The organism is Cedecea selenatireducens (assembly GCF_042138895.1).
In the GTDB taxonomy this organism is placed as follows: domain Bacteria; phylum Pseudomonadota; class Gammaproteobacteria; order Enterobacterales; family Enterobacteriaceae; genus Cedecea; species Cedecea selenatireducens.
Map to the genome: position 1 here is coordinate 64,538 of NZ_JBHIKW010000001.1, position 18,715 is coordinate 83,252.

Sequence of the window (18,715 nt, forward strand, 5' to 3'; positions counted from 1 at the left end):
CTCTCTTCATGCAGGCATTACAACGTAAAGTTCTCCGCACAATCTGCCCCGATCAAAAGGGTCTCATCGCGCGAATCACCAATATTTGCTACAAACACGAACTCAATATCGTTCAGAACAATGAATTTGTCGATCATCGTACCGGCCGCTTCTTTATGCGTACCGAGCTTGAAGGCATTTTCAACGACAACACGCTGATGGCGGACCTGGACAGCGCGCTGCCGGAAGGTTCGATTCGTGAACTCACGCCTGCAGGCCGCCGCCGCATTGTCATTCTGGTCACCAAAGAGGCCCACTGCCTTGGCGATCTGCTGATGAAAGCCACCTACGGCGGCCTGGACGTAGAAATTGCCGCCGTCATCGGCAACCACGAAACGCTACGTACCTTAGTGGAACGTTTTGATATCCCGTTCCAGCTAGTCAGCCATGAAGGCATGACCCGCGAAGAACATGATATGCAAATGGCCGACGCGATTGACGCGCACAAGCCGGACTACGTGGTGCTGGCAAAATACATGCGGGTACTAACGCCTGAATTTGTCGCCCGTTTCCCGAACCAGATTATCAATATCCACCACTCGTTCCTGCCGGCATTTATTGGCGCACGTCCCTATCACCAGGCCTATGAACGCGGCGTGAAGATTATCGGCGCTACCGCGCATTACGTTAATGATAATTTGGACGAAGGTCCGATCATCATGCAGGACGTGATTCACGTCGATCACACCTACACCGCCGACGACATGATGCGTGCCGGGCGTGACGTAGAGAAAAACGTACTGAGCCGAGCCCTGTACGAAGTGCTGGCGCAGCGCGTCTTCGTCTATGGCAACCGCACGATCATTCTGTAATCACACGGAAAATGAATTGGTTAGCTTTAAGGCGCTGCGCGTAAAAAATCGGCAAACGATTCATTTTCTTAAAGTGAGTGCTTTACAGCGGCGCTTCATTTGATATGATGCGCCCCGCTTCCGCAGCGAAGCAGGCCAGTTAAAAGCATTACCCCGTGGTGGGGTTCCCGAGCGGCCAAAGGGAGCAGACTGTAAATCTGCCGTCATCGACTTCGAAGGTTCGAATCCTTCCCCCACCACCATTATTCACCACAGCGATGTGGTAATACCGATGAGATGAAGCAATGTTTTCACTTATCGGGAAGGGTGAGAACCTTCGACTAAGGTTCGAATCGAGCGAAAGCGAGATAACGCTGCTAACGCAGCGGCCCGAAGGGTGAGGAGTGAAGCGACGAATAATCCTTCCCCCACCACCATTTCAATATTCAAAGCACTACCCCTGGCGGGGTTCCCGAGCGGCCAAAGGGAGCAGACTGTAAATCTGCCGTCATCGACTTCGAAGGTTCGAATCCTTCCCCCGCCACCATCTTCCAGAACAAAATCCAGACCTTCAAATTCGCACTATCTTCCAGATTCCTGTTGGGGAAGGACGAGAAGCTTCGATTAAGGTTCGACTCACGCCAGTGAGAACGCGCGCCGCGCGATCATCCTTCCCCCGCCACCATCTTCAGAACAAATCCAAAGCCAAAAGCTTACACAATCCTCCAGATTCCCGTTGGGAAGGACGAGAAGCTTCGATTAAGGTTCGACTCACGCCAGTGAGAACGCGCGCCGCGCGATCATCCTTCCCCCGCCACCATCTTCAGAACAAATCCAAAGCCAAAAGCTTACACAATCTTCCAGATTCCCGTCGGGGAAGGACGAAAAGCTTCGATTAAGGTTCGACTCACGCCAGTGAGAACGCGCGCCGCGCGATCATCCTTCCCCCGCCACCATCTTCCAGAACAAAATCCAGACCTTCAAATTCGCACTATCTTCCAGTTTGCTTTCAGCCTCGTTCCAAACTGCGTTATGCTATTTCCGTCTTTATTGAGAGGGAAAAACATGCCTGCGATAAAAGCCTTCAACACCTGCATGACGCCGTTCTGGCTTCAGCATCAGGCAGAGCTTTATCACTTCCTGCTGGCAAAAACCGCCGATCCGGACAAAGCCGCAGACCTCCTGCAGGAGCTGTTTTTAAAAGCACGGGCAAACGCAGAAACATTTTGTGAGATGGATTACCCGCTCTCCTGGCTCTACCGTGCGGCCCGAAATCTGCTGATTGACGAGCATCGTCTGGGAAAAACGTTCGTTGAAATTCCCGCAGAGCTCACTCGCGAAGATACCGGAGATGAGCCGGTGTCGTTATTAGCACCATGCCTGCCGGAAACGCTCCAGGCTCTCCCGGCTGATGCGGCATGGCTGATTGAACAGTGCGATATTTCTCGCCGCCCTCAGCAGGAAATTGCCGATGAACTGAACCTGACGCTTAGCGCGCTTAAATCCAGGCTACTGCGGGCGAGACTCAGCCTGAAGGAAAAGTTGGTCGAGCTGTGTGGCATTGAAGCGGATGAAACCTCCCCCGTCTGCTGCCATAAAAAAATGCATTAATTTTTGCATCCTTTCCTCTCTTCGTTCGTTTACCTCAGTACCACGCTTTGTGGCTTACTCTTGAGGCAAACAACATGTCCAGAATTGAAATTTATGAAGCTGCCGGGTGCTGCGCGACCAGCAGCGTGAACGTGCAGCAAACAGACCTGCAGTGGAGCGCCGACCTCGACTGGGCGAAGCAAAACGGAATTGCTCTCCAGCGTTATAATCTGGCCAAAAATCCCGCCAGTTTTATCAACAATCCCATCGTGAAAAACATCCTGAATGACGTGGGTTCGAACGCGCTGCCCGTTGTCCTGGTGGATGGCGTCCTGGCGATGTCAGGCCAGCGTCCCGCGCGAGCGGATCTGGCCCGCTGGGCAGACGTTCCTTTTTCTCAGGACTGGGAGCAGCACGGTGCGGAGCCCGGCTGTTGCACAATTCCCCGTCTGCCATAATTTATTTCAGGAGCAAATCATGCCAATGTCTTTCTTAATCGACATACCCCAGTTTATTTTCTTTACCGGCAAAGGCGGCGTGGGCAAAACTTCGCTGGCCTGCGCTACCGCCGTCCGGCTTGCCGACAGCGGCAAACGCACGCTGCTGGTAAGTACCGATCCGGCTTCAAACGTGGGTCAGGTGTTCAATCAGCAGATCGGACATCGAATCGTTGCCGTGGCACAAGCGCCGGGCCTTGATGCGATGGAAGTCGACCCGCTCGCGGCCGCACAGGCCTATCGCGACAGGGTCCTTAATCCGGTACGAGACCAGATGCCGGCAGAGGTTGTGCGCAGCATAGAAGAGCAGCTTTCAGGCTCCTGCACGACCGAAATTGCCGCTTTTGACGAGTTCACCGCGCTATTGACCAGCGAAATATTGCGCGAGAAATACCAGCACATTGTTTTCGACACGGCGCCAACCGGGCACACAATCCGCATGCTCGAACTGCCGGGCGCATGGAGCGGTTATCTGGAGGCCAACCCGGACGCGGCGGCAAACCTTGGCCCGCTGGTGGGCCTTGAAAAACAGCAGCATCAGTATGCAGATGCTGTCACCGCCCTGGCGGATGAAAATTTGACTCGTCTGGTGTTAGTCGCCCGCGCACAGACCTCAACGTTAAAAGAAGTTTCACATACCCACGACGAGCTTTATCACCTGGGCTTAAAGCACCAGCATCTCGCCATCAACGGCGTTCTCACGCCTCGATCATCTGAGCACGACCCGCTGGCGCAAAGCATTCTGGCGCGAGAAGAAAAAGCCCTGAGCGAAATGCCTGCAAACCTGATGTCTCTGCCACAAACTAAGCTGCCGCTGAAGTCGTTTAACCTGGTTGGGGTGGGTGCGCTAAGGGCATTACTGAATCCAGAGGAAGAGAAGATCGCCGGTTTTAACGCGGCGGTTCTCCCGAACGATCTCGCCCTGCCTCCGCTGTCTACTTTAGTAGACGAATTAAGCCTCGCCGGGAAAGGCCTGGTAATGACGATGGGTAAAGGTGGCGTAGGAAAAACCACTCTTGCCGCCGCGCTTGCCGTCTCGCTGGCAAGCCGGGGGCACAGCGTACATCTGACGACCTCCGATCCGGCCGCGCATCTTTCTTATACCCTTGCGGATGCGATGCCCGGCCTCACGGTCAGCAGAATCGATCCTAAAGCAGAAACCGAGCGTTATCGCCGCTTTGTGATGGACAACCAGGGCAAAGATCTCGATGAAGCAGGACGCGCCGTGTTAGAAGAGGACCTTCGCTCCCCGTGTACCGAGGAAATTGCGGTATTCCAGGCTTTCTCTCGCGTCATTAAAGAGGCGAACGATCGGTTCGTTATTATGGATACCGCTCCGACCGGGCACACGCTTTTGCTGCTGGACGCCTCAGGTAACTATCACAAAGAGATGGTTCGCCAGATGGGCAGCACCGAAGAGCGATATCTCACCCCGATGATGCAACTGCGAGATCCTGAGCAAACGAAGGTGATTATAGTCACGCTGGCGGAAACCACGCCGATGCTGGAGGCCGCTAACCTGCAGGACGATCTGCGGCGAGCGGAGATTGAACCCTGGGCATGGGTGATTAATAACAGTATTGCCGCCGCGCAGCCTACTTCGCCGCTGCTCGAGGCCCGGGCCGAAAGGGAAAGGCCGATTATTCAGGAAATCCAAAACGTTCATGCGAGGCGCATCGCCCTTACGCCGCTTCAGCATGAGGAGCCTGTCGGCATTGAACGGCTGAAGAAGCTAACCGGCCAGAACTAACCTGATAAGGAAGAACGGACTCAGGCAGCCTGAGTCCGTATTTTTTACATCACGGCATTTATCACAAAAAAGCCCACCGCCGTCATCAGAAGCGAGCCAAACACGTGGGCAAAGACGGACGCCATCGCCCAGACATAATTTCCGCCCTGCAGCAGCGAAAATAGCTCAACGGAAAAGGTTGAGAAGGTGCTCATTCCGCCGCACAGGCCGGTGGTTATCAGCAGCTTCCAGGTGGGATCAAGCTGCGGCTGGCGCAGAAAGAAAGCCAGCGCGCCGCCAATGATCAACCCGGCCAGCAGGTTGACCGTCAGCGTGCCGAGAGGCAACTGAGGAAAAAGGCCGTTAAGACGTAACGCAAGCAGCCAGCGAATAACGCACCCCGCCGAGCCACCAACAATAACTGCAAAAAGTGGTTTAACCATATTTTCCTCAAAACTATCTTATCGATACGGTCAGGGAAGCATGCAGAGCCGGGGGGGTAAACGTTGACCAGCCTGACATGCCTCTTGGATTAAAAGAGTCATACCAGGCGTCATCAGCCTCCGAACGAGGCGGTTGGGGAAGGTGGAACGCCATCACCTTGCGAAGGCATTCTACCCTTTCCTTTTTCGGTTTCAAGCGGGTTTTATGGTTTCAGCCGCTGGCCGCGCACATCCACTACCTGCTCGCCGTCCTCTTTGCTGAACGCGCCCTGCTGCACTTCAGGCAGAATATCCAGCACGCGTTCCGAAGGGCGGCAAAGTCTCGTCCCCCGCTCAGTCACCACAATCGGCCGGTTAATTAACAGCGGGTACTGCACCATAAAGTCGATCAGCTGCTCGTCGCTGAATTTCTCTTCCTCAAGCCCTAACTTCTCATATGGCTCAACATTTTTACGCAGCAGATCGCGGGCGCTAATCGCCATGTCGGCAAGCAGCCCGGCAAGTTCCTCGCGGGACGGAGGCGTTTCCAGGTAATAGATAATCGTGGGCTCCGTGCCGCTGTTGCGGATCATGGCCAGCGTGTTACGGGAAGTGCCGCAGTCAGGATTGTGGTAAAGGGTAATTTTGCTCATAGTCGTTGGCTCAGTGAGAGAAAGAGAGACGCATGGCAAGCGCGGCCAGCGTCACCAGCAGCACTGGAATGGTCATCACAATACCGGTGCGGAAGTAGTAGCCCCAGCCGATAGTCAGCTTTTTCCGGGCAAGAACGTGCAGCCACAGCAGCGTAGCCAGACTGCCGATCGGCGTGATTTTAGGGCCAAGATCGCAGCCGATAACGTTGGCGTAAATCATCGCCTCTTTGATAACGCCGCCCGCGCTGCTGCCCTCAATGGATAAGGCCCCGACCAGCACCGTGGGCATATTGTTCATCACGGACGACAGGAACGCCGTGATAAAACCCGTGCCCAGCGTCGCCGTCCACAGTCCCTGCCCGGCCAGGGTGCTCAGGACGCCGGAAAGCTGCCCCGTCAAACCTGCATTACGCAGGCCATAAACCACCAGGTACATCCCCAGCGAGAAAACAACAATCTGCCAGGGCGCTCCGCGCAGAACCTTACCGGTATTAATCGCATGCCCTTTTTTCGCCACCGCCAGCAAAATCAGAGCCCCTACTGCGGCAATCGCGCTGACCGGGATCCCCAGCGGCTCCAGGGCAAAAAAACCCACCAGCAACAGCACAAGTACGATCCAACCCGCCTTAAACGTAGCCGGATCTTTGATGGCGCTGGCCGGCGTTTTCAGCAGCCCAAGGTCGTAGACCCGTGGAATATCTTTGCGGAAAAACAGATGCAGCATGGCAAGCGTCGCCGCTATCGCCGCGAGATTGACCGGCACCATCACCGATGCGTATTCGCTGAACCCAATCTGGAAGAAGTCGGCGGAGACGATGTTGACCAGGTTTGAGACGATCAGCGGCAGGCTTGCGGTGTCGGCGATAAAACCCGCGGCCATCACAAACGCCAGCGTAGCGCCAGGGCTGAAACCCAGCGCCAGCAGCATGGCGATAACAATCGGCGTCAGAATAAGCGCCGCGCCGTCATTCGCAAACAGCGCCGCCACGGTTGCGCCAAGCAGCACAATCCAGGTAAACAGCAGCCGCCCATGCCCTTTTCCCCAGCGGGCAACGTGCAGCGCCGCCCATTCAAAAAAGCCCGACTCGTCCAGCAGCAGACTGATAATAATCACCGCGATAAACGTCGCGGTAGCGTTCCAGACGATCGCCCACACGACGGAAATATCGGCCACCTGAACCACGCCGGTTGCTAACGCCAGCCCGGCCCCCAGCATCGCGCTCCAGCCTATTCCCAGCCCGCGCGGCTGCCAGATAACCAGCACAATGGTGAGAAGAAATATTGCCCCTGCTAAAAACATATGCACTCAGTCCCCATTAACATTGCAAAATTCATATGCGAAAAAACGAATGTGTTTAGTTAAATTTTTTTACTGACAAAGCGTCATCGACCCGCTCGCTTCTATGCGTTTCAAACGTTCCAGCATTTCATGCCCCTGGCTTTGCCAGGCTTGCTCAATGACCGCCGCCGCCCACGCAGGCATATGGGGCGAGAGTCGGTAGTAAATCCATTTCCCCTCTCTTCTGTCCTGCAGCAAACCGCCCTCGCGCAGCATAGCCAGATGTCGGGAAACTTTAGGCTGCGGCTGATCCAGCACGGCGGTCAGCTCACAGACGCAAAGCTCGCTTTTCGCCCTAAGCAGCAGGGTGATTGAAAGCCGGGTCTCTTCAGAAAGGTGTTTAAAAAGCTGTAATGGCGTTAACGCAGTCATGATTGAGTCCTGTGAATGAACTCCGCCATAGTAAAACTCAGGCCGATAAAGTCAATATACATATTCGAAAAAACGAATTTGTTTTCTGTAAAAAAAGCCCGGCATGAACCGGGCTTAAGATGATGCAGAAGGACTAGCGGCGGGCGCGAACAATCTGGTATTTGCGCGTCAGGTACTCTACCGGCGCGCTCCAGATATGCACCAGGCGGGAGAACGGGAACAGCAGGAACAGCGTCATTCCCAGCACCAGGTGCACACGGAAGATAAACGCCACGCCGTCCAGGTACTCCGAAGCACCGCCGCGGAAGGTCACCACGTGCTGCGCCCAGTTCACCAGTTTCATCATTTCGCTGCCGTCCATATGCTGAGCGGAGAACGGAATGGTGCCCAGACCCAGCGCGCACTGGACCATCAGCAGGCTCAGGATCAGAATATCGGCCCCGGTGGTGGTGGCACGAATGCGCGGGCTGAACAGGCGGCGCTTCAGCAGCAGCAGGCCGCCCACCAGCGTCATCACGCCGCTGGCACCGCCAGCAAACATGGCCATTTTCTGTTTAATTTCCAGCGGTAAAAACGACTCGTACATCCAGTGCGGCGTCAGCATACCGAGGAAGTGCCCGGCAAAAATACCGAGAATCCCAAGGTGAAACAGGTTTGAAGCCAGATTCATGCCTTTGCGATCCAGCATCTGGCTGGAAGCTGCCCGCCAGGTGTACTGCCCGTAGTCATAGCGAAGCCAGCTGCCAATGAGGAAAACGGCGCCGCAAAGGTACGGATAGATATCAAAGAAGAAGACGTTGAGAAAATGCATTATTTCCCTCCTGCTATATTCAGGTACTGCGGAGCCACCGCCCCGGCAAAACGACGCTGGTGCGCGGTAATTTCAGTCTCTCCACAGCTGTCATCGGCCATAAATTTCACCTGCTCCTCTTCCCACACTGCGTCCAGCGCCTGCGGGGTGTCATCACGTGCTTCATTAGCAATCTGCTGGCGGACGGTCTCCACGCTGACGCTGCTTTCAGAAAGGGCAATCAGCAGGTCGAACAGCAGCGCATAGTCGCTTTCACGCTGCTTCAGACGGGCGCTGAGCAGGGCAAGGATTGGCGCGATGTCCTGCAGCCCGCCCTGTGCTTCTGCCCGCGTGCGCTGGGACAGATATTCCAGGTACAGCGGCAGATGGTCCGGCAGCTCGTGGCTGTCTATTTCCAGCCCCGCCTGCTGATACTGGTTCATCAGGTTAACCATCGCCTGACCACGATCGCGCGATTCACCGTGAACGTGTTCGAACAGCAGCAGCGACGTTGCCCGGCCGCGATCGAACAGTTCGCTGTAGCTTGATTGCGCATCCAGCAGCTCACGGCGGCACAGCGAATCGATGAATCCTTTCAGGGCGACACGCTGCTCGCCCGTCAATGTTTCGCTCTGCGCAAGGGCTTCATGAAGTTCCTGGTGATGCTGCCACAGGGCAGAGTCCGGATACTCCAGCAGGCGGGAGATAATCAGCAATTCAATCATGGGTGCGGCTCCGTTTTGCTTGAGACGTCGATAGCGTCAATCCGGCGGCTGTTGAACAGATTGAATTTAGTGTCGCTCCCGTGGCAGCCGTCGCCGAAGCTAAAGCCGCAGCCGCTGTGCTCAGGGAAGGTCTCTGCCGCAAGCTCGCGGTGGCTGGTCGGCACCACAAAGCGATCTTCGTAGTTCGCGATAGCCAGGTAACGGTACATCTCCTGAGCCTGAGCTTCGGTTAATCCCACTTCTTCCAGCGCGCGGGTATCCACAACGCCTTCAACCGTTTCGGCACGTTTGTAGTGACGCATCGCCATCATGCGTTTCAGCGCCAGCAGTACCGGTGCCGTGTCCCCGGCGGTCAGCAGGTTGGCTAAGTACTCAACCGGAATACGCAGGCTTTCGACGTCAGGCAAAATACCGGTATGCGGCAGCTGGCCAGCATCGCTTGCGGACTGAATCGGCGACAGCGGCGGCACATACCAGACCATCGGCAACGTGCGATATTCCGGGTGCAGCGGCAGCGCCAGCTTCCAGTCCATCGCCATTTTGTAAACCGGAGACTGCTGCGCAGCCGCGATCACGCCCTGAGGAATGCCGTCTTTCAGCGCCTGCTCAATGACCGCCGGATCGTTCGGATCGAGGAACACGTCCAGCTGACGCTGATACAGGTCTTTCTCGTTTTCCGTGCTTGCCGCCTGCTCAATCGCATCGGCGTCATACAGCAGCACGCCGAGGTAGCGAATACGCCCTACGCAGGTTTCGGAACATACCGTTGGCATCCCGGCTTCAATGCGCGGGTAGCAGAAGATGCACTTCTCTGACTTGCCGCTTTTCCAGTTGAAGTAGATTTTTTTGTACGGGCAGCCGGTGATACACATCCGCCAGCCACGGCATTTATCCTGGTCAATCAGGACAATCCCGTCTTCCTCACGCTTGTAGATAGCCCCGCTCGGGCAGGTCGCCACGCAGGCCGGGTTCAGGCAGTGCTCGCACAGGCGCGGCAGGTACATCATGAAGGTGTTTTCGAACTGGCCGTACATCGCCTTTTGCATGTTGACGAAGTTCTGGTCCTGCGCGCGTTTTTCAAATTCTCCGCCAAGCAGCTCTTCCCAGTTCGGGCCCGCTTCGATTTTGTTCATTCGCTTGCCGGTAATCAGCGAGCGAGGGCGAGCCACCGGCTGCGCTTTGCTGCCTTCCGGCGCGGTGTGCAGGTTCTGGTAGTCGTAGTCGAACGGCTCGTAATAATCATCAATGCCCGGTAAATGCGGGTTAGCAAAGATTTTACCCAGCAGCATCGCGCGGTTCCCCATGCGAGGCTGCAGCTTGCCGTTAATTTTGCGGATCCAGCCGCCCTTCCATTTTTCCTGGTTTTCCCAGTCGTTCGGGTAGCCGAGGCCCGGTTTGGTTTCCACGTTGTTAAACCACGCGTATTCCGTTCCTTCACGGCTGGTCCAGACGTTTTTGCAGGTCACCGAGCAGGTATGGCAGCCGATGCATTTATCCAGATTCAGCACCATGCCAATTTGTGAACGAATTTTCATTTTACGCTCTCCTGTACCTGGTCATTGCCTTCGCCGTCTAACCAGTTAATGTCTTTCATCTTCCGAACCACCACGAATTCATCGCGGTTAGAACCGACCGTACCGTAATAGTTAAAGCTGTAAGCCAGCTGCGCGTAGCCCCCAATCATATGGGTCGGCTTCAGCGTGATACGGGTGACCGAGTTATGAATACCGCCGCGCTGGCCGGTAATTTCAGAGCCCGGCAGGTTCATGATGCGTTCCTGCGCGTGGTACATCATGGTCATCCCGGCCGGGACGCGCTGGCTCACCACCGCCCGCGCCGTCAGCGCGCCGTTTTTGTTAAACACTTCAACCCAGTCGTTATCGGCAATACCTATCTCTTTCGCATCGGCTTCGCACAGCCAGATGATCGGCCCCCCGCGCCCCAGCGTCAGCATCAACAGGTTGTCGCTGTAGGTAGAGTGGATGCCCCACTTCTGGTGCGGCGTCAGGAAGTTAAGCGCTTTTTCCGGGTTGCCGTTGGACTTGTGGCCCATCATGCCGTCCACGGAACGGGTATCAATTGGCGGGCGGTACACCACCAGGCTCTCGCCAAAGTCTCGCATCCACTGGTGATCCTGATACAGCTGCTGGCGGCCGGACAGGGTACGCCACGGGATCAGCTCATGAACGTTGGTATACCCGGCGTTGTAGGACACATGCTCATCTTCCAGGCCGGACCAGGTCGGGCTTGAGATGATTTTGCGCGGCTGAACCTGAATATCGCGGAAGCGAATCTTCTCTTCTTCTTTTGGTCGCGCGAGGTGCGTGTGGTCGCGGCCGGTAAATTCCCCGAGCGCGGCCCAGGCTTTCACCGCCACCTGGCCGTTGGTTTCAGGCGCAAGGCTAAGCACCATTTCGGCAGCGTCAATCGCCGTGTTGATCATCGGCTGGCCTTTGGCCGGGCCGTCGGTCTTCACGTAATTGAGCTTGCGCAGGAACTCGACTTCTTTCTCGGTGTTCCAGCTGATGCCTTTCCCGCCGTTGCCCATTTTTTCCAGCAGCGGCCCCACGGAGGTAAAGCGTTCATACGTCGACGGATAGTCACGCTCAACGGCAATAATGTGCGGCGCGGTTTTGCCTGGGATCAGGTCGCATTCGCCTTTCTTCCAGTCCATGACGCCGTACGGCTGAGCCAGTTCGGCGGCGGAATCATGCTGTATCGGCAGCGTCACAACATCGGTTTCTTTCCCGAGGTGGCCGACGCAAACTTCAGAGAATTTCTTCGCGATCCCTTTGTAGATTTCCCAGTCGCTCTTCGACTCCCAGCAAGGATCCACGGCGGCGGAGAACGGGTGAATAAACGGATGCATATCCGAGGTATTCAGATCCTCTTTCTCATACCAGGTGGCGGTCGGCAGCACGATGTCGGAATACAAACAGGTGCTCGACAGGCGGAAGTCCAGGGTAACCACCAGATCCAGCTTGCCGTCCAGGCCGTTATCGACCCATTCGACCTCTTCCGGCATCAGCCCGCCTTCCTGGCCCAGGTCTTTGCCCTGAATACCGTGCTCGGTGCCCAGCAGGTATTTGAGCATGAACTCATGCCCCTTCCCGGAAGAACCCAGCAGGTTGGAGCGCCAGATAAACATATTGCGCGGGTGGTTATAGCCGGAGTCCGGCTGCTCTGCCGCAAAACGAATGCCGCCAGATTTAAGCTGATCGACGGTGTAATCTACCGGCGACATCCCGGCCTCTTTCGCCCGGTCAGCAATGCGCAGCGGATTGGTCCCAAGCTGCGGCGCAGAAGGCAGCCAGCCCATACGTTCGGCGCGAACGTTGAAGTCAATCAGGTGGCCGGTATAGCGGGATTTATCCGCCAGCGGCGACAGGAATTCGTCCGCCGTGACCGTCTCATAGCGCCACTGGCTGGAGTGGTTATAGAAGTAGGAGGTGCTGTTCATGTGGCGCGGCGGGCGCTGCCAGTCGAGGGCGAATGCCAGCGGCATCCAGCCGGTCTGCGGGCGCAGCTTTTCCTGACCAACGTAGTGGCCCCAGCCGCCGCCGCTCTGCCCGATGCTGCCGCAGAAGATAAGCATGTTGATAAGCCCACGATAGGCCATATCCATGTGGAACCAGTGGTTCACCCCTGCACCGACGATAATCATCGAGCGGCCGTGGGTTTTGTCTGCGTTATCAGCAAACTCACGGGCAATCCGCACGATATCCTGGCGAGGTACGCCGGTAATCTGCTCGGCCCATGCCGGCGTGTAGGCCTTCATTTCGTCGTAGCTGCTGGCGCAGTTTTCATCGTTCAGGCCGCGATCCAGGCCGTAGTTCGCCAGGGTGAGATCGTAAACCGTTGCCACCAGCACGCTTGAGCCGTCCGCCAGCTGCAGGCGTTTAACCGGCAGTTTATGCAGCAGCACGTCTTTAAGTTTGACGTTGTCGAAATGCTCGGTGCTTTCACCGCCAAAGTACGGGAAGCCTACCTCGGCAACTTCATCGTGGCTGCCCAGCAGGCTCAGGCGCAGCGCGGTTTCTTCCCCGGTGCTGCCGTCGCGCTGCTCGAGGTTCCACTTGCCTTTTTCGCCCCAGCGGAAGCCGATGGATCCGTTTGGCGCAACCAGCTCACCGCTCTGGTCGGCCAGCGCAACGGTTTTCCACTGCGGATTATTTTCCTGGCCAAGACTGTCGACCAGGTCTGCCGCACGCAGCAAATTCGCTGGCGCATAGAATCCATCGCGCTCTTCCAGCGTCACCAGCATCGGCATATCGGTGTAGCGACGAACGTAGTCGGTGAAGTACTGGCTAGGGTTGTCGAGGTGGAACTCGCGCAGCATGACGTGGCCCATCGCCATCGCCATCGCGGCATCCGTCCCCTGCTTCGGCGCCAGCCACTGGTCGCACAGCTTGGAGATTTCCGCATAGTCCGGCGTCACGGCAACGGTCTTGGTGCCTTTGTAGCGAACTTCGGTGAAGAAGTGGGCGTCCGGGGTACGCGTCTGCGGGACGTTGGAGCCCCAGGCAATGATGTAGCCAGCGTTGTACCAGTCAGCAGACTCAGGCACGTCAGTCTGTTCGCCCCAGGTCTGCGGAGACGCAGGCGGCAGGTCGCAGTACCAGTCGTAGAAGCTCATGCAGGTGCCGCCGATAAGCGACAGGTAACGGGTGCCCGCGGCGTAAGAAACCATCGACATAGCAGGGATCGGCGAGAAGCCTGTGATGCGGTCCGGGCCGTAGGTTTTTGCGGTGTAGACGTTCGCGGCAGCAATCAGCTCGTTAACCTCTTCCCAGCTTGAACGAACAAATCCTCCGCGCCCACGGGCCTGTTTGTAGCTTTTTGCTTTTTCAGGATCGTTAATGATAGATGCCCAGGCGTCGACCGGATCGTTATGCTGCGTTTTCGCTTCACGCCACAGCTTGATCAGGCGTTTACGCATCTGCGGGTATTTCAGGCGGTTGGCGCTGTAGAGATACCAGGAATAGCTTGCGCCGCGCGGGCAGCCGCGAGGCTCGTGGTTAGGCATATCCGGGCGGGTACGCGGGTAGTCAGTTTGCTGGGTTTCCCAGGTTACCAGGCCGCTTTTGACATAAATCTTCCAGCTGCAGGAACCGGTGCAATTCACACCGTGGGTGGAACGCACAACCTTGTCATGCTGCCAACGCTGGCGATACCCTTCTTCCCAGTCACGGTTGGTATCGAGTAGTTGGCCATGTCCATTGGCAAAGGTTTCTCCCTTCTGCTTGAAGTAACGAAACCGGTCGAGGAACTTGCTCATCGGGATACTCCTGATGTGGAGCCTGGTGGCTCTTCTGGTGAAATCGACATTGCTTGATGCCCGAAACGTTAACCCTTAGAAAGGGTGGGATTTTTGATGGCGATCAACTGCTCCTGGTGTGGTTTTCTGGTAGCCCCAGGCATCTACCCCCAAAGTGTAACCCCTGCGATTTCCATAACTTACTGAATATAAATATGAAAATGGCAGTACTTGCCGTAGAGGGGTTATAGAAATGCGCGGTTAGGGTATTAAGGGGTAGACGACGAGCTCCCGGCCCTAAAATGGCTGCGGGCAAAAAAAAGCGCGACCGAAGCCGCGCAAAGGGATAACCCAAAGGTTAAAGCGTTAGCGTGTGGATTTACGGCCGTAAACGGCCCAGGTGATAACCACACACACAATATAAAAGACGAGGAAAAGCTTCATCGCCCCGGCCGGTGAGCCGGTGAGCGCCAGGGAGGTGCCGAAGGCTTTAGGGATAAAGAATCCGCCAATCGCGCCAATAGCCGAGATAAAGCCCAGCGCTGCGGCAGTATCCGTCGCGGCCTCGCGCATGGCGACTTCATCGCTGCCGCCGGCGGCTTTCACTCTGTCCATCGTCAACTTGCGGAAAATCACCGAGATCATCTGGAAGGTGGAGCCGCTGCCCAGCCCGGCCGTCAGGAACAGCATCAGGAACACGCCGAAGAAGGCGATAAAGTTGCCGCCCTGGCCATTGGTCGGCAGCGTGGTGAACAGCAGCGCGCTGAAAATCGCCATCAGGATAAAGTTATACAGCGAGACCCGCGTGCCGCCCAGGCGGTCAGAAATTGCCCCGCCGGCAGAACGCGCCAGCGCGCCAAGCAGTGGGCCAAAGAAGGCAAAGTGCAGAATGTTCACGTCCGGGAATTGGGTTTTAGACAGCATCGCGAACCCGGCGGAAAAGCCGATAAACGAGCCAAAGGTCGCCAGATACAGCAGGCCGAGAACCCAAAGATGCCCACGCTTAAGCACCGGCAGTTGTTCACGCAGGGAAGCTTTTGACGCCGAAAGGTCGTTCATCCCGAACCAGGCCGCCAGGGTGAAAACGGCCAGGAACGGCACCCAAATCCACGCGGCATTTTCAAGGAACAGCATGGTGCCGTCGCCCTGCTCAACGCCTTTGCCGCCGAAAACGGCAAACATCGACAGGGAGATGACCAGCGGGGCCACCAGCTGCATCACGCTGACGCCCATATTGCCCAGCCCGCCGTTAATTCCCAGCGCGCCGCCCTGCTTTGCCTTCGGGAAGAAGAAGCTGATGTTGGCCATGCTGGAAGCAAAGTTCGCCCCGGCAAAGCCGCACAGCAGCGAGATGCAAATGAAGGTGTTAAACGAAGTGCTGGTGTCCTGCACGGCAAAGCCCAGCCACACGCAAGGAATAATCAAAATCCCCGTGCTGAACGCCGTCCAGCGACGACCACCAAAGACCGGCACCATGAAGGAATACGGCACGCGCAGCAGCGCACCAGAAACAGAAGGTAACGCCGTGAGCATAAACAGCTGGTCGGTGGTAAAAGAAAAGCCGACTTTATTCAGATTCACCGCCACCGCGCTGAACAGCATCCAGACGCAGAAGGCCAGCAGCAGGCTGGGAACGGAAATCCACAGGTTGCGGCGGGCGATGCGATGGCCCTTTTGCTGCCAGAACTGCGGATCTTCCGGCCGCCAGTCGGTAATCAGTGCGCCCGAAGACTTCTCGGTAACGGGAGACTGTGACATAAACACCTCATTTCGTGTGAGTAAATGCCGCAACCTTAGGGTTCCTGCGTGGAGATTAGTTGATGTAAATCAAGGGATAATCTATCTCTCCGGCGCGCAAAAATGCCCCCTCATTCTTTGTGAGTAATCTTCTGGCGTAAAAATACCGTGATTAATCACATCCCTGAGTGAGCCAGCGGCGGGGTTAATCCAACCCTCTGCCCCCTTTGGCAATTTAGGGGTAATCCTTAGTGGGTATGGGTATACTCCAGGTGTTGACTGAAAATAACGCCACTCGTCACCTTTACCGCTCCAGGAGCCCGTTCGCCAATGCTAAAACGCCTGCTTTCTCCCCTTTCGCTGGTCAATCAGCTGGCGCTGGTCGTCGTGCTGCTGGCGATTATCAGCGTGGCGGGAATGGCGGCTGCCGGCTGGCTGGCTCAGGGGATTTCGGGCAATGCCCACGCGATCAATAAAACGGGCTCGATGCGCATGCAGAGCTATCGCCTGCTGGCGGCAATTCCGCTGACGGAGCAGGATAAGGTGCTGCTTCGCGAAATGGAGGAAACCACGTGGAGCAACGATCTGCACCTTGCCGCCGAGCGCGACGGGCAGCAGGCACGGCTCCGGCAGCTGCAGGAGTACTGGCGAAGTACGCTGGAGCCAGCGCTGATTGCCGCCCAAACTCCGCAGCAGGTAAAACCCGCCGTCGCCCATTTTGTGGCCAGCATTGATGAACTCGTCAGCTCCTTTGACCGCACCACGGAGATGCGCCTGCATCACGTTATTTTGCTGCAGCAGGGTATGGCGGTATTACTCGGGTTATTGATCGTCTTTACCCTGATTTGGTTACGCAAAAGGTTACTCCGTCCGTGGCGTCAGCTGCTGGCGATGGCCACGGCCATTGGCCAGCGGGACTTCACCCGGCGCGTGAACGTTCGTGGCCGCGACGAAATGGCCACGCTTGGAATAGCGCTGAACAGCATGTCCAGCGAGCTGGCCCAGAGCTACGCCGTGCTCGAACGCCGGGTCAGAGAGAAAACCGCCGGTCTTGAGCAAAAAAATCAGATGCTCTCTTTCCTCTACGAGGCGAATCGCCGCCTCCACGCTCAGGCCCCGCTGTGCCAGCGAATCTCCCCCGTTCTGAGCGAGCTACAGGTATTAACGCCGCTGCTGGGCATCGTGCTGCGGGTTTATGAGTACGAAGATGAAGAGAATTACCAGGAATATACCTTCCAGCCGGATGCGCACTGCGATGCCCAGGGCTGCCAGCTTTGCCCGGATGCCGGTGCGGCGCTGCCGCAGGAAACCACGACGCTGAAATGGCGGCTCACGGACAACCATATTCATTACGGCCTGGTGCTGGCCCAGCTGCCTTTTGGCAAGATACTGACCGAAGACCAGCAGCAGCTTATCGCCACCCTGATGGAACAGCTGACCTCCACGCTCGCCATGGAGCGCCAGTACGAGCACCAGCAGCAGCTGGTGGTGATGGAGGAGCGCTCCGCCATCGCCAGGGAACTGCACGACTCCATCGCCCAGTCGCTCTCCTGTATGAAAATGCAGGTCAGCTGCCTGCAAATGCAGGGCGAAGCGCTGCCGGAAGAGAGCCGCACGCTGCTGGAACAAATTCGCGGCGAGCTGAATACCTCCTGGCGGCAGCTGCGAGAGCTGCTGACGACGTTCCGCCTGCAGCTGACCGAGCCCGGCCTGCGGCCTGCGCTGGAAGCCAGTTGCCAGGAGTTCAGCGACAAGCTTGGCTTCCCGGTCACGCTGGATTACCAGCTCCCGCCGCGCCTCGTCCCTTCCCATCAGGCGATCCATTTAGTGCAGATTGCCCGCGAGGCGTTGAACAACAGCTTAAAGCACGCCGACGCCAGCGCCTGCGGCATCAACGTCACCCGCCAGGGGAATCAGGTTCGTCTGGTAGTGTGGGACAACGGCCGGGGGATCTCCGGCAGCGGCGAGCGCAGTAATCATTACGGCCTTATTATCATGCGCGACCGCGCACAAACCTTGCAGGGTGACTGCCAGGTTCGCCCCCGCGCCTGCGGTGGCACCGAAGTGGTCGTCAATTTTATCCCCGAAGCACCGCTTTCTTCCGTAACAAGGAGCGAAGAATGAGCCATCAGGAAGCAGCAACCATTTTGCTGATAGACGATCATCCCATGATGCGTACCGGCGTTAAGCAGCTGATAAGCATGGCGCCAGAGCTGGCCGTGGTCGGTGAAGCCGGCAGCGGCGAGCAGGGCGTGCAGCTTGCCGAATCTCTCGACCCGGATCTGATCCTGCTCGATCTCAATATGCCGGGCATGAACGGGCTTGAGACGCTCGACTGCCTGCGCGAAAAAGCGCTTTCAGGGCGGATTGTGGTGTTCAGCGTTTCTAACCATGAAGAAGATGTAGTGACCGCCCTTAAGCGCGGCGCGGACGGCTATTTGCTGAAAGATATGGAGCCGGAAGACCTGCTCAAGGCCTTGCAGCAGGCGGCGGCGGGAGAAATGGTGCTCAGCGAAGCGCTAACGCCCGTCCTGGCAGCGAGCCTGCGGGCCAACCGCTCAACGTCCGACCGCGACGTGAATCAGCTTACGCCGCGCGAGCGCGACATTCTGAAGCTGATTGCCCAGGGGTTGCCTAACAAGATGATTGCCCGACGTCTGGACATCACCGAAAGCACGGTGAAGGTGCACGTCAAACACTTGCTGAAGAAGATGAAGCTCAAATCCCGGGTTGAAGCCGCAGTTTGGGTTCATCAGGAACGCATTTTCTAAACT

At 56.8% G+C, this 18,715-nt stretch carries 15 protein-coding genes, 2 tRNA genes, 1 other RNA gene and 1 riboswitch; of the genes, 9 read left to right on the forward strand and 9 right to left on the reverse strand.

Annotation, left to right across the window (positions count from 1 at the left end; all coding sequences use genetic code 11):
• The first annotated feature begins 8 nt into the window (after positions 1 to 8).
• The 7 genes from purU to arsA all read left to right on the forward strand — a co-directional run bounded on the left by purU (position 9) and on the right by arsA (position 4,667).
• A complete protein-coding gene (gene purU, locus ACE38U_RS00275) occupies positions 9 to 851 on the forward strand; it encodes a formyltetrahydrofolate deformylase (RefSeq protein ID WP_038482465.1) in 843 nt (280 codons plus the stop codon).
• A 157-nt stretch (positions 852 to 1,008) separates the two neighbouring features.
• Positions 1,009 to 1,093 (forward strand) — tRNA-Tyr (locus tag ACE38U_RS00280).
• Between the two features lie 43 nt (positions 1,094 to 1,136).
• Positions 1,137 to 1,267: non-coding RNA, RtT sRNA (locus ACE38U_RS00285), on the forward strand.
• Between the two features lie 25 nt (positions 1,268 to 1,292).
• Positions 1,293 to 1,377: transfer RNA gene (locus tag ACE38U_RS00290), tRNA-Tyr, on the forward strand.
• A gap of 518 nt (positions 1,378 to 1,895) precedes the next feature.
• Positions 1,896 to 2,441 carry a sigma-70 family RNA polymerase sigma factor gene (locus tag ACE38U_RS00295; RefSeq protein ID WP_038482462.1) on the forward strand — a complete coding sequence of 182 codons (546 nt, stop codon included), beginning with the start codon at positions 1,896 to 1,898 and terminating at the stop codon, positions 2,439 to 2,441.
• A 74-nt stretch (positions 2,442 to 2,515) separates the two neighbouring features.
• Entirely contained in the window at positions 2,516 to 2,878 is a 363-nt protein-coding gene (locus ACE38U_RS00300) for an arsenic metallochaperone ArsD family protein (RefSeq protein ID WP_375528936.1), read from the forward strand.
• Between the two features lie 19 nt (positions 2,879 to 2,897).
• The gene (arsA, locus tag ACE38U_RS00305) at positions 2,898 to 4,667 is read left to right on the forward strand and encodes an arsenical pump-driving ATPase (RefSeq protein ID WP_375528937.1); all 1,770 of its coding nucleotides are present in this window, start codon (positions 2,898 to 2,900) and stop codon (positions 4,665 to 4,667) included.
• Between the two features lie 44 nt (positions 4,668 to 4,711).
• On the opposite strand, the gene crcB is transcribed toward arsA, so the two are convergent.
• The 9 genes from crcB to ACE38U_RS00350 all read right to left on the reverse strand — a co-directional run bounded on the left by crcB (position 4,712) and on the right by ACE38U_RS00350 (position 15,962).
• Positions 4,712 to 5,089, reverse strand: a complete 378-nt coding sequence (gene crcB / locus ACE38U_RS00310) for a fluoride efflux transporter CrcB (RefSeq protein ID WP_038482453.1) — start codon at positions 5,087 to 5,089, stop codon at positions 4,712 to 4,714.
• A gap of 97 nt (positions 5,090 to 5,186) precedes the next feature.
• Positions 5,187 to 5,256, reverse strand: a riboswitch (Fluoride riboswitch).
• Between the two features lie 36 nt (positions 5,257 to 5,292).
• Entirely contained in the window at positions 5,293 to 5,721 is a 429-nt protein-coding gene (arsC, locus tag ACE38U_RS00315) for a glutaredoxin-dependent arsenate reductase (protein ID WP_176983051.1), read from the reverse strand.
• Between the two features lie 10 nt (positions 5,722 to 5,731).
• On the reverse strand, positions 5,732 to 7,021 hold the full coding sequence (locus ACE38U_RS00320) for an arsenic transporter (protein ID WP_375529124.1): 1,290 nt from the start codon (positions 7,019 to 7,021) through the stop codon (positions 5,732 to 5,734).
• Positions 7,022 to 7,090: 69 nt separating this feature from the next.
• Positions 7,091 to 7,432: a metalloregulator ArsR/SmtB family transcription factor gene (locus ACE38U_RS00325; protein ID WP_038482444.1), complete on the reverse strand. Its 342-nt coding sequence runs from the start codon at positions 7,430 to 7,432 to the stop codon at positions 7,091 to 7,093.
• 133 nt (positions 7,433 to 7,565) lie between these two features.
• Positions 7,566 to 8,243 carry a respiratory nitrate reductase subunit gamma gene (gene narI, locus ACE38U_RS00330; RefSeq protein ID WP_038482441.1) on the reverse strand — a complete coding sequence of 226 codons (678 nt, stop codon included), beginning with the start codon at positions 8,241 to 8,243 and terminating at the stop codon, positions 7,566 to 7,568.
• Entirely contained in the window at positions 8,243 to 8,947 is a 705-nt protein-coding gene (narJ, locus tag ACE38U_RS00335) for a nitrate reductase molybdenum cofactor assembly chaperone (protein WP_038482438.1), read from the reverse strand. Before narJ ends, narI begins: the two co-directional genes overlap by 1 nt.
• Positions 8,944 to 10,482: a nitrate reductase subunit beta gene (narH, locus tag ACE38U_RS00340; RefSeq protein ID WP_176983050.1), complete on the reverse strand. Its 1,539-nt coding sequence runs from the start codon at positions 10,480 to 10,482 to the stop codon at positions 8,944 to 8,946. The genes narJ and narH overlap by 4 nt, the downstream gene beginning before the upstream one ends.
• A complete protein-coding gene (locus ACE38U_RS00345) occupies positions 10,479 to 14,225 on the reverse strand; it encodes a nitrate reductase subunit alpha (RefSeq protein ID WP_038482432.1) in 3,747 nt (1,248 codons plus the stop codon). The genes narH and ACE38U_RS00345 overlap by 4 nt, the downstream gene beginning before the upstream one ends.
• A 345-nt stretch (positions 14,226 to 14,570) precedes the next feature.
• Positions 14,571 to 15,962, reverse strand: a complete 1,392-nt coding sequence (locus ACE38U_RS00350) for a NarK family nitrate/nitrite MFS transporter (protein ID WP_375528938.1) — start codon at positions 15,960 to 15,962, stop codon at positions 14,571 to 14,573.
• Between the two features lie 309 nt (positions 15,963 to 16,271).
• Between ACE38U_RS00350 and narX the strand changes: the two genes are divergently transcribed.
• Together narX and narL are read left to right on the forward strand one after the other, a co-directional pair.
• Complete coding sequence (narX, locus tag ACE38U_RS00355; RefSeq protein WP_375528939.1) at positions 16,272 to 18,065, forward strand: nitrate/nitrite two-component system sensor histidine kinase NarX; 1,794 nt, start codon at positions 16,272 to 16,274, stop codon at positions 18,063 to 18,065.
• On the forward strand, positions 18,062 to 18,712 hold the full coding sequence (narL, locus tag ACE38U_RS00360; protein WP_038482422.1) for a two-component system response regulator NarL: 651 nt from the start codon (positions 18,062 to 18,064) through the stop codon (positions 18,710 to 18,712). Before narX ends, narL begins: the two co-directional genes overlap by 4 nt.
• Positions 18,713 to 18,715 lie beyond the last annotated feature (3 nt).

What these genes read in the sequence shown, in the direction of transcription:
- purU (WP_038482465.1), top strand. Translation starts at nt 9, where the DNA reads ATGCAGGCATTACAACGTAAAGTTCTCCGCACAATCTGCCCCGATCAA.
- ACE38U_RS00295 (WP_038482462.1), top strand. Translation starts at nt 1,896, where the DNA reads ATGCCTGCGATAAAAGCCTTCAACACCTGCATGACGCCGTTCTGGCTT.
- ACE38U_RS00300 (WP_375528936.1), top strand. Translation starts at nt 2,516, where the DNA reads ATGTCCAGAATTGAAATTTATGAAGCTGCCGGGTGCTGCGCGACCAGC.
- arsA (WP_375528937.1), top strand. Translation starts at nt 2,898, where the DNA reads ATGCCAATGTCTTTCTTAATCGACATACCCCAGTTTATTTTCTTTACC.
- crcB (WP_038482453.1), bottom strand. Translation starts at nt 5,089, where the DNA reads ATGGTTAAACCACTTTTTGCAGTTATTGTTGGTGGCTCGGCGGGGTGC.
- arsC (WP_176983051.1), bottom strand. Translation starts at nt 5,721, where the DNA reads ATGAGCAAAATTACCCTTTACCACAATCCTGACTGCGGCACTTCCCGT.
- ACE38U_RS00320 (WP_375529124.1), bottom strand. Translation starts at nt 7,021, where the DNA reads ATGTTTTTAGCAGGGGCAATATTTCTTCTCACCATTGTGCTGGTTATC.
- ACE38U_RS00325 (WP_038482444.1), bottom strand. Translation starts at nt 7,432, where the DNA reads ATGACTGCGTTAACGCCATTACAGCTTTTTAAACACCTTTCTGAAGAG.
- narI (WP_038482441.1), bottom strand. Translation starts at nt 8,243, where the DNA reads ATGCATTTTCTCAACGTCTTCTTCTTTGATATCTATCCGTACCTTTGC.
- narJ (WP_038482438.1), bottom strand. Translation starts at nt 8,947, where the DNA reads ATGATTGAATTGCTGATTATCTCCCGCCTGCTGGAGTATCCGGACTCT.
- narH (WP_176983050.1), bottom strand. Translation starts at nt 10,482, where the DNA reads ATGAAAATTCGTTCACAAATTGGCATGGTGCTGAATCTGGATAAATGC.
- ACE38U_RS00345 (WP_038482432.1), bottom strand. Translation starts at nt 14,225, where the DNA reads ATGAGCAAGTTCCTCGACCGGTTTCGTTACTTCAAGCAGAAGGGAGAA.
- ACE38U_RS00350 (WP_375528938.1), bottom strand. Translation starts at nt 15,962, where the DNA reads ATGTCACAGTCTCCCGTTACCGAGAAGTCTTCGGGCGCACTGATTACC.
- narX (WP_375528939.1), top strand. Translation starts at nt 16,272, where the DNA reads ATGCTAAAACGCCTGCTTTCTCCCCTTTCGCTGGTCAATCAGCTGGCG.
- narL (WP_038482422.1), top strand. Translation starts at nt 18,062, where the DNA reads ATGAGCCATCAGGAAGCAGCAACCATTTTGCTGATAGACGATCATCCC.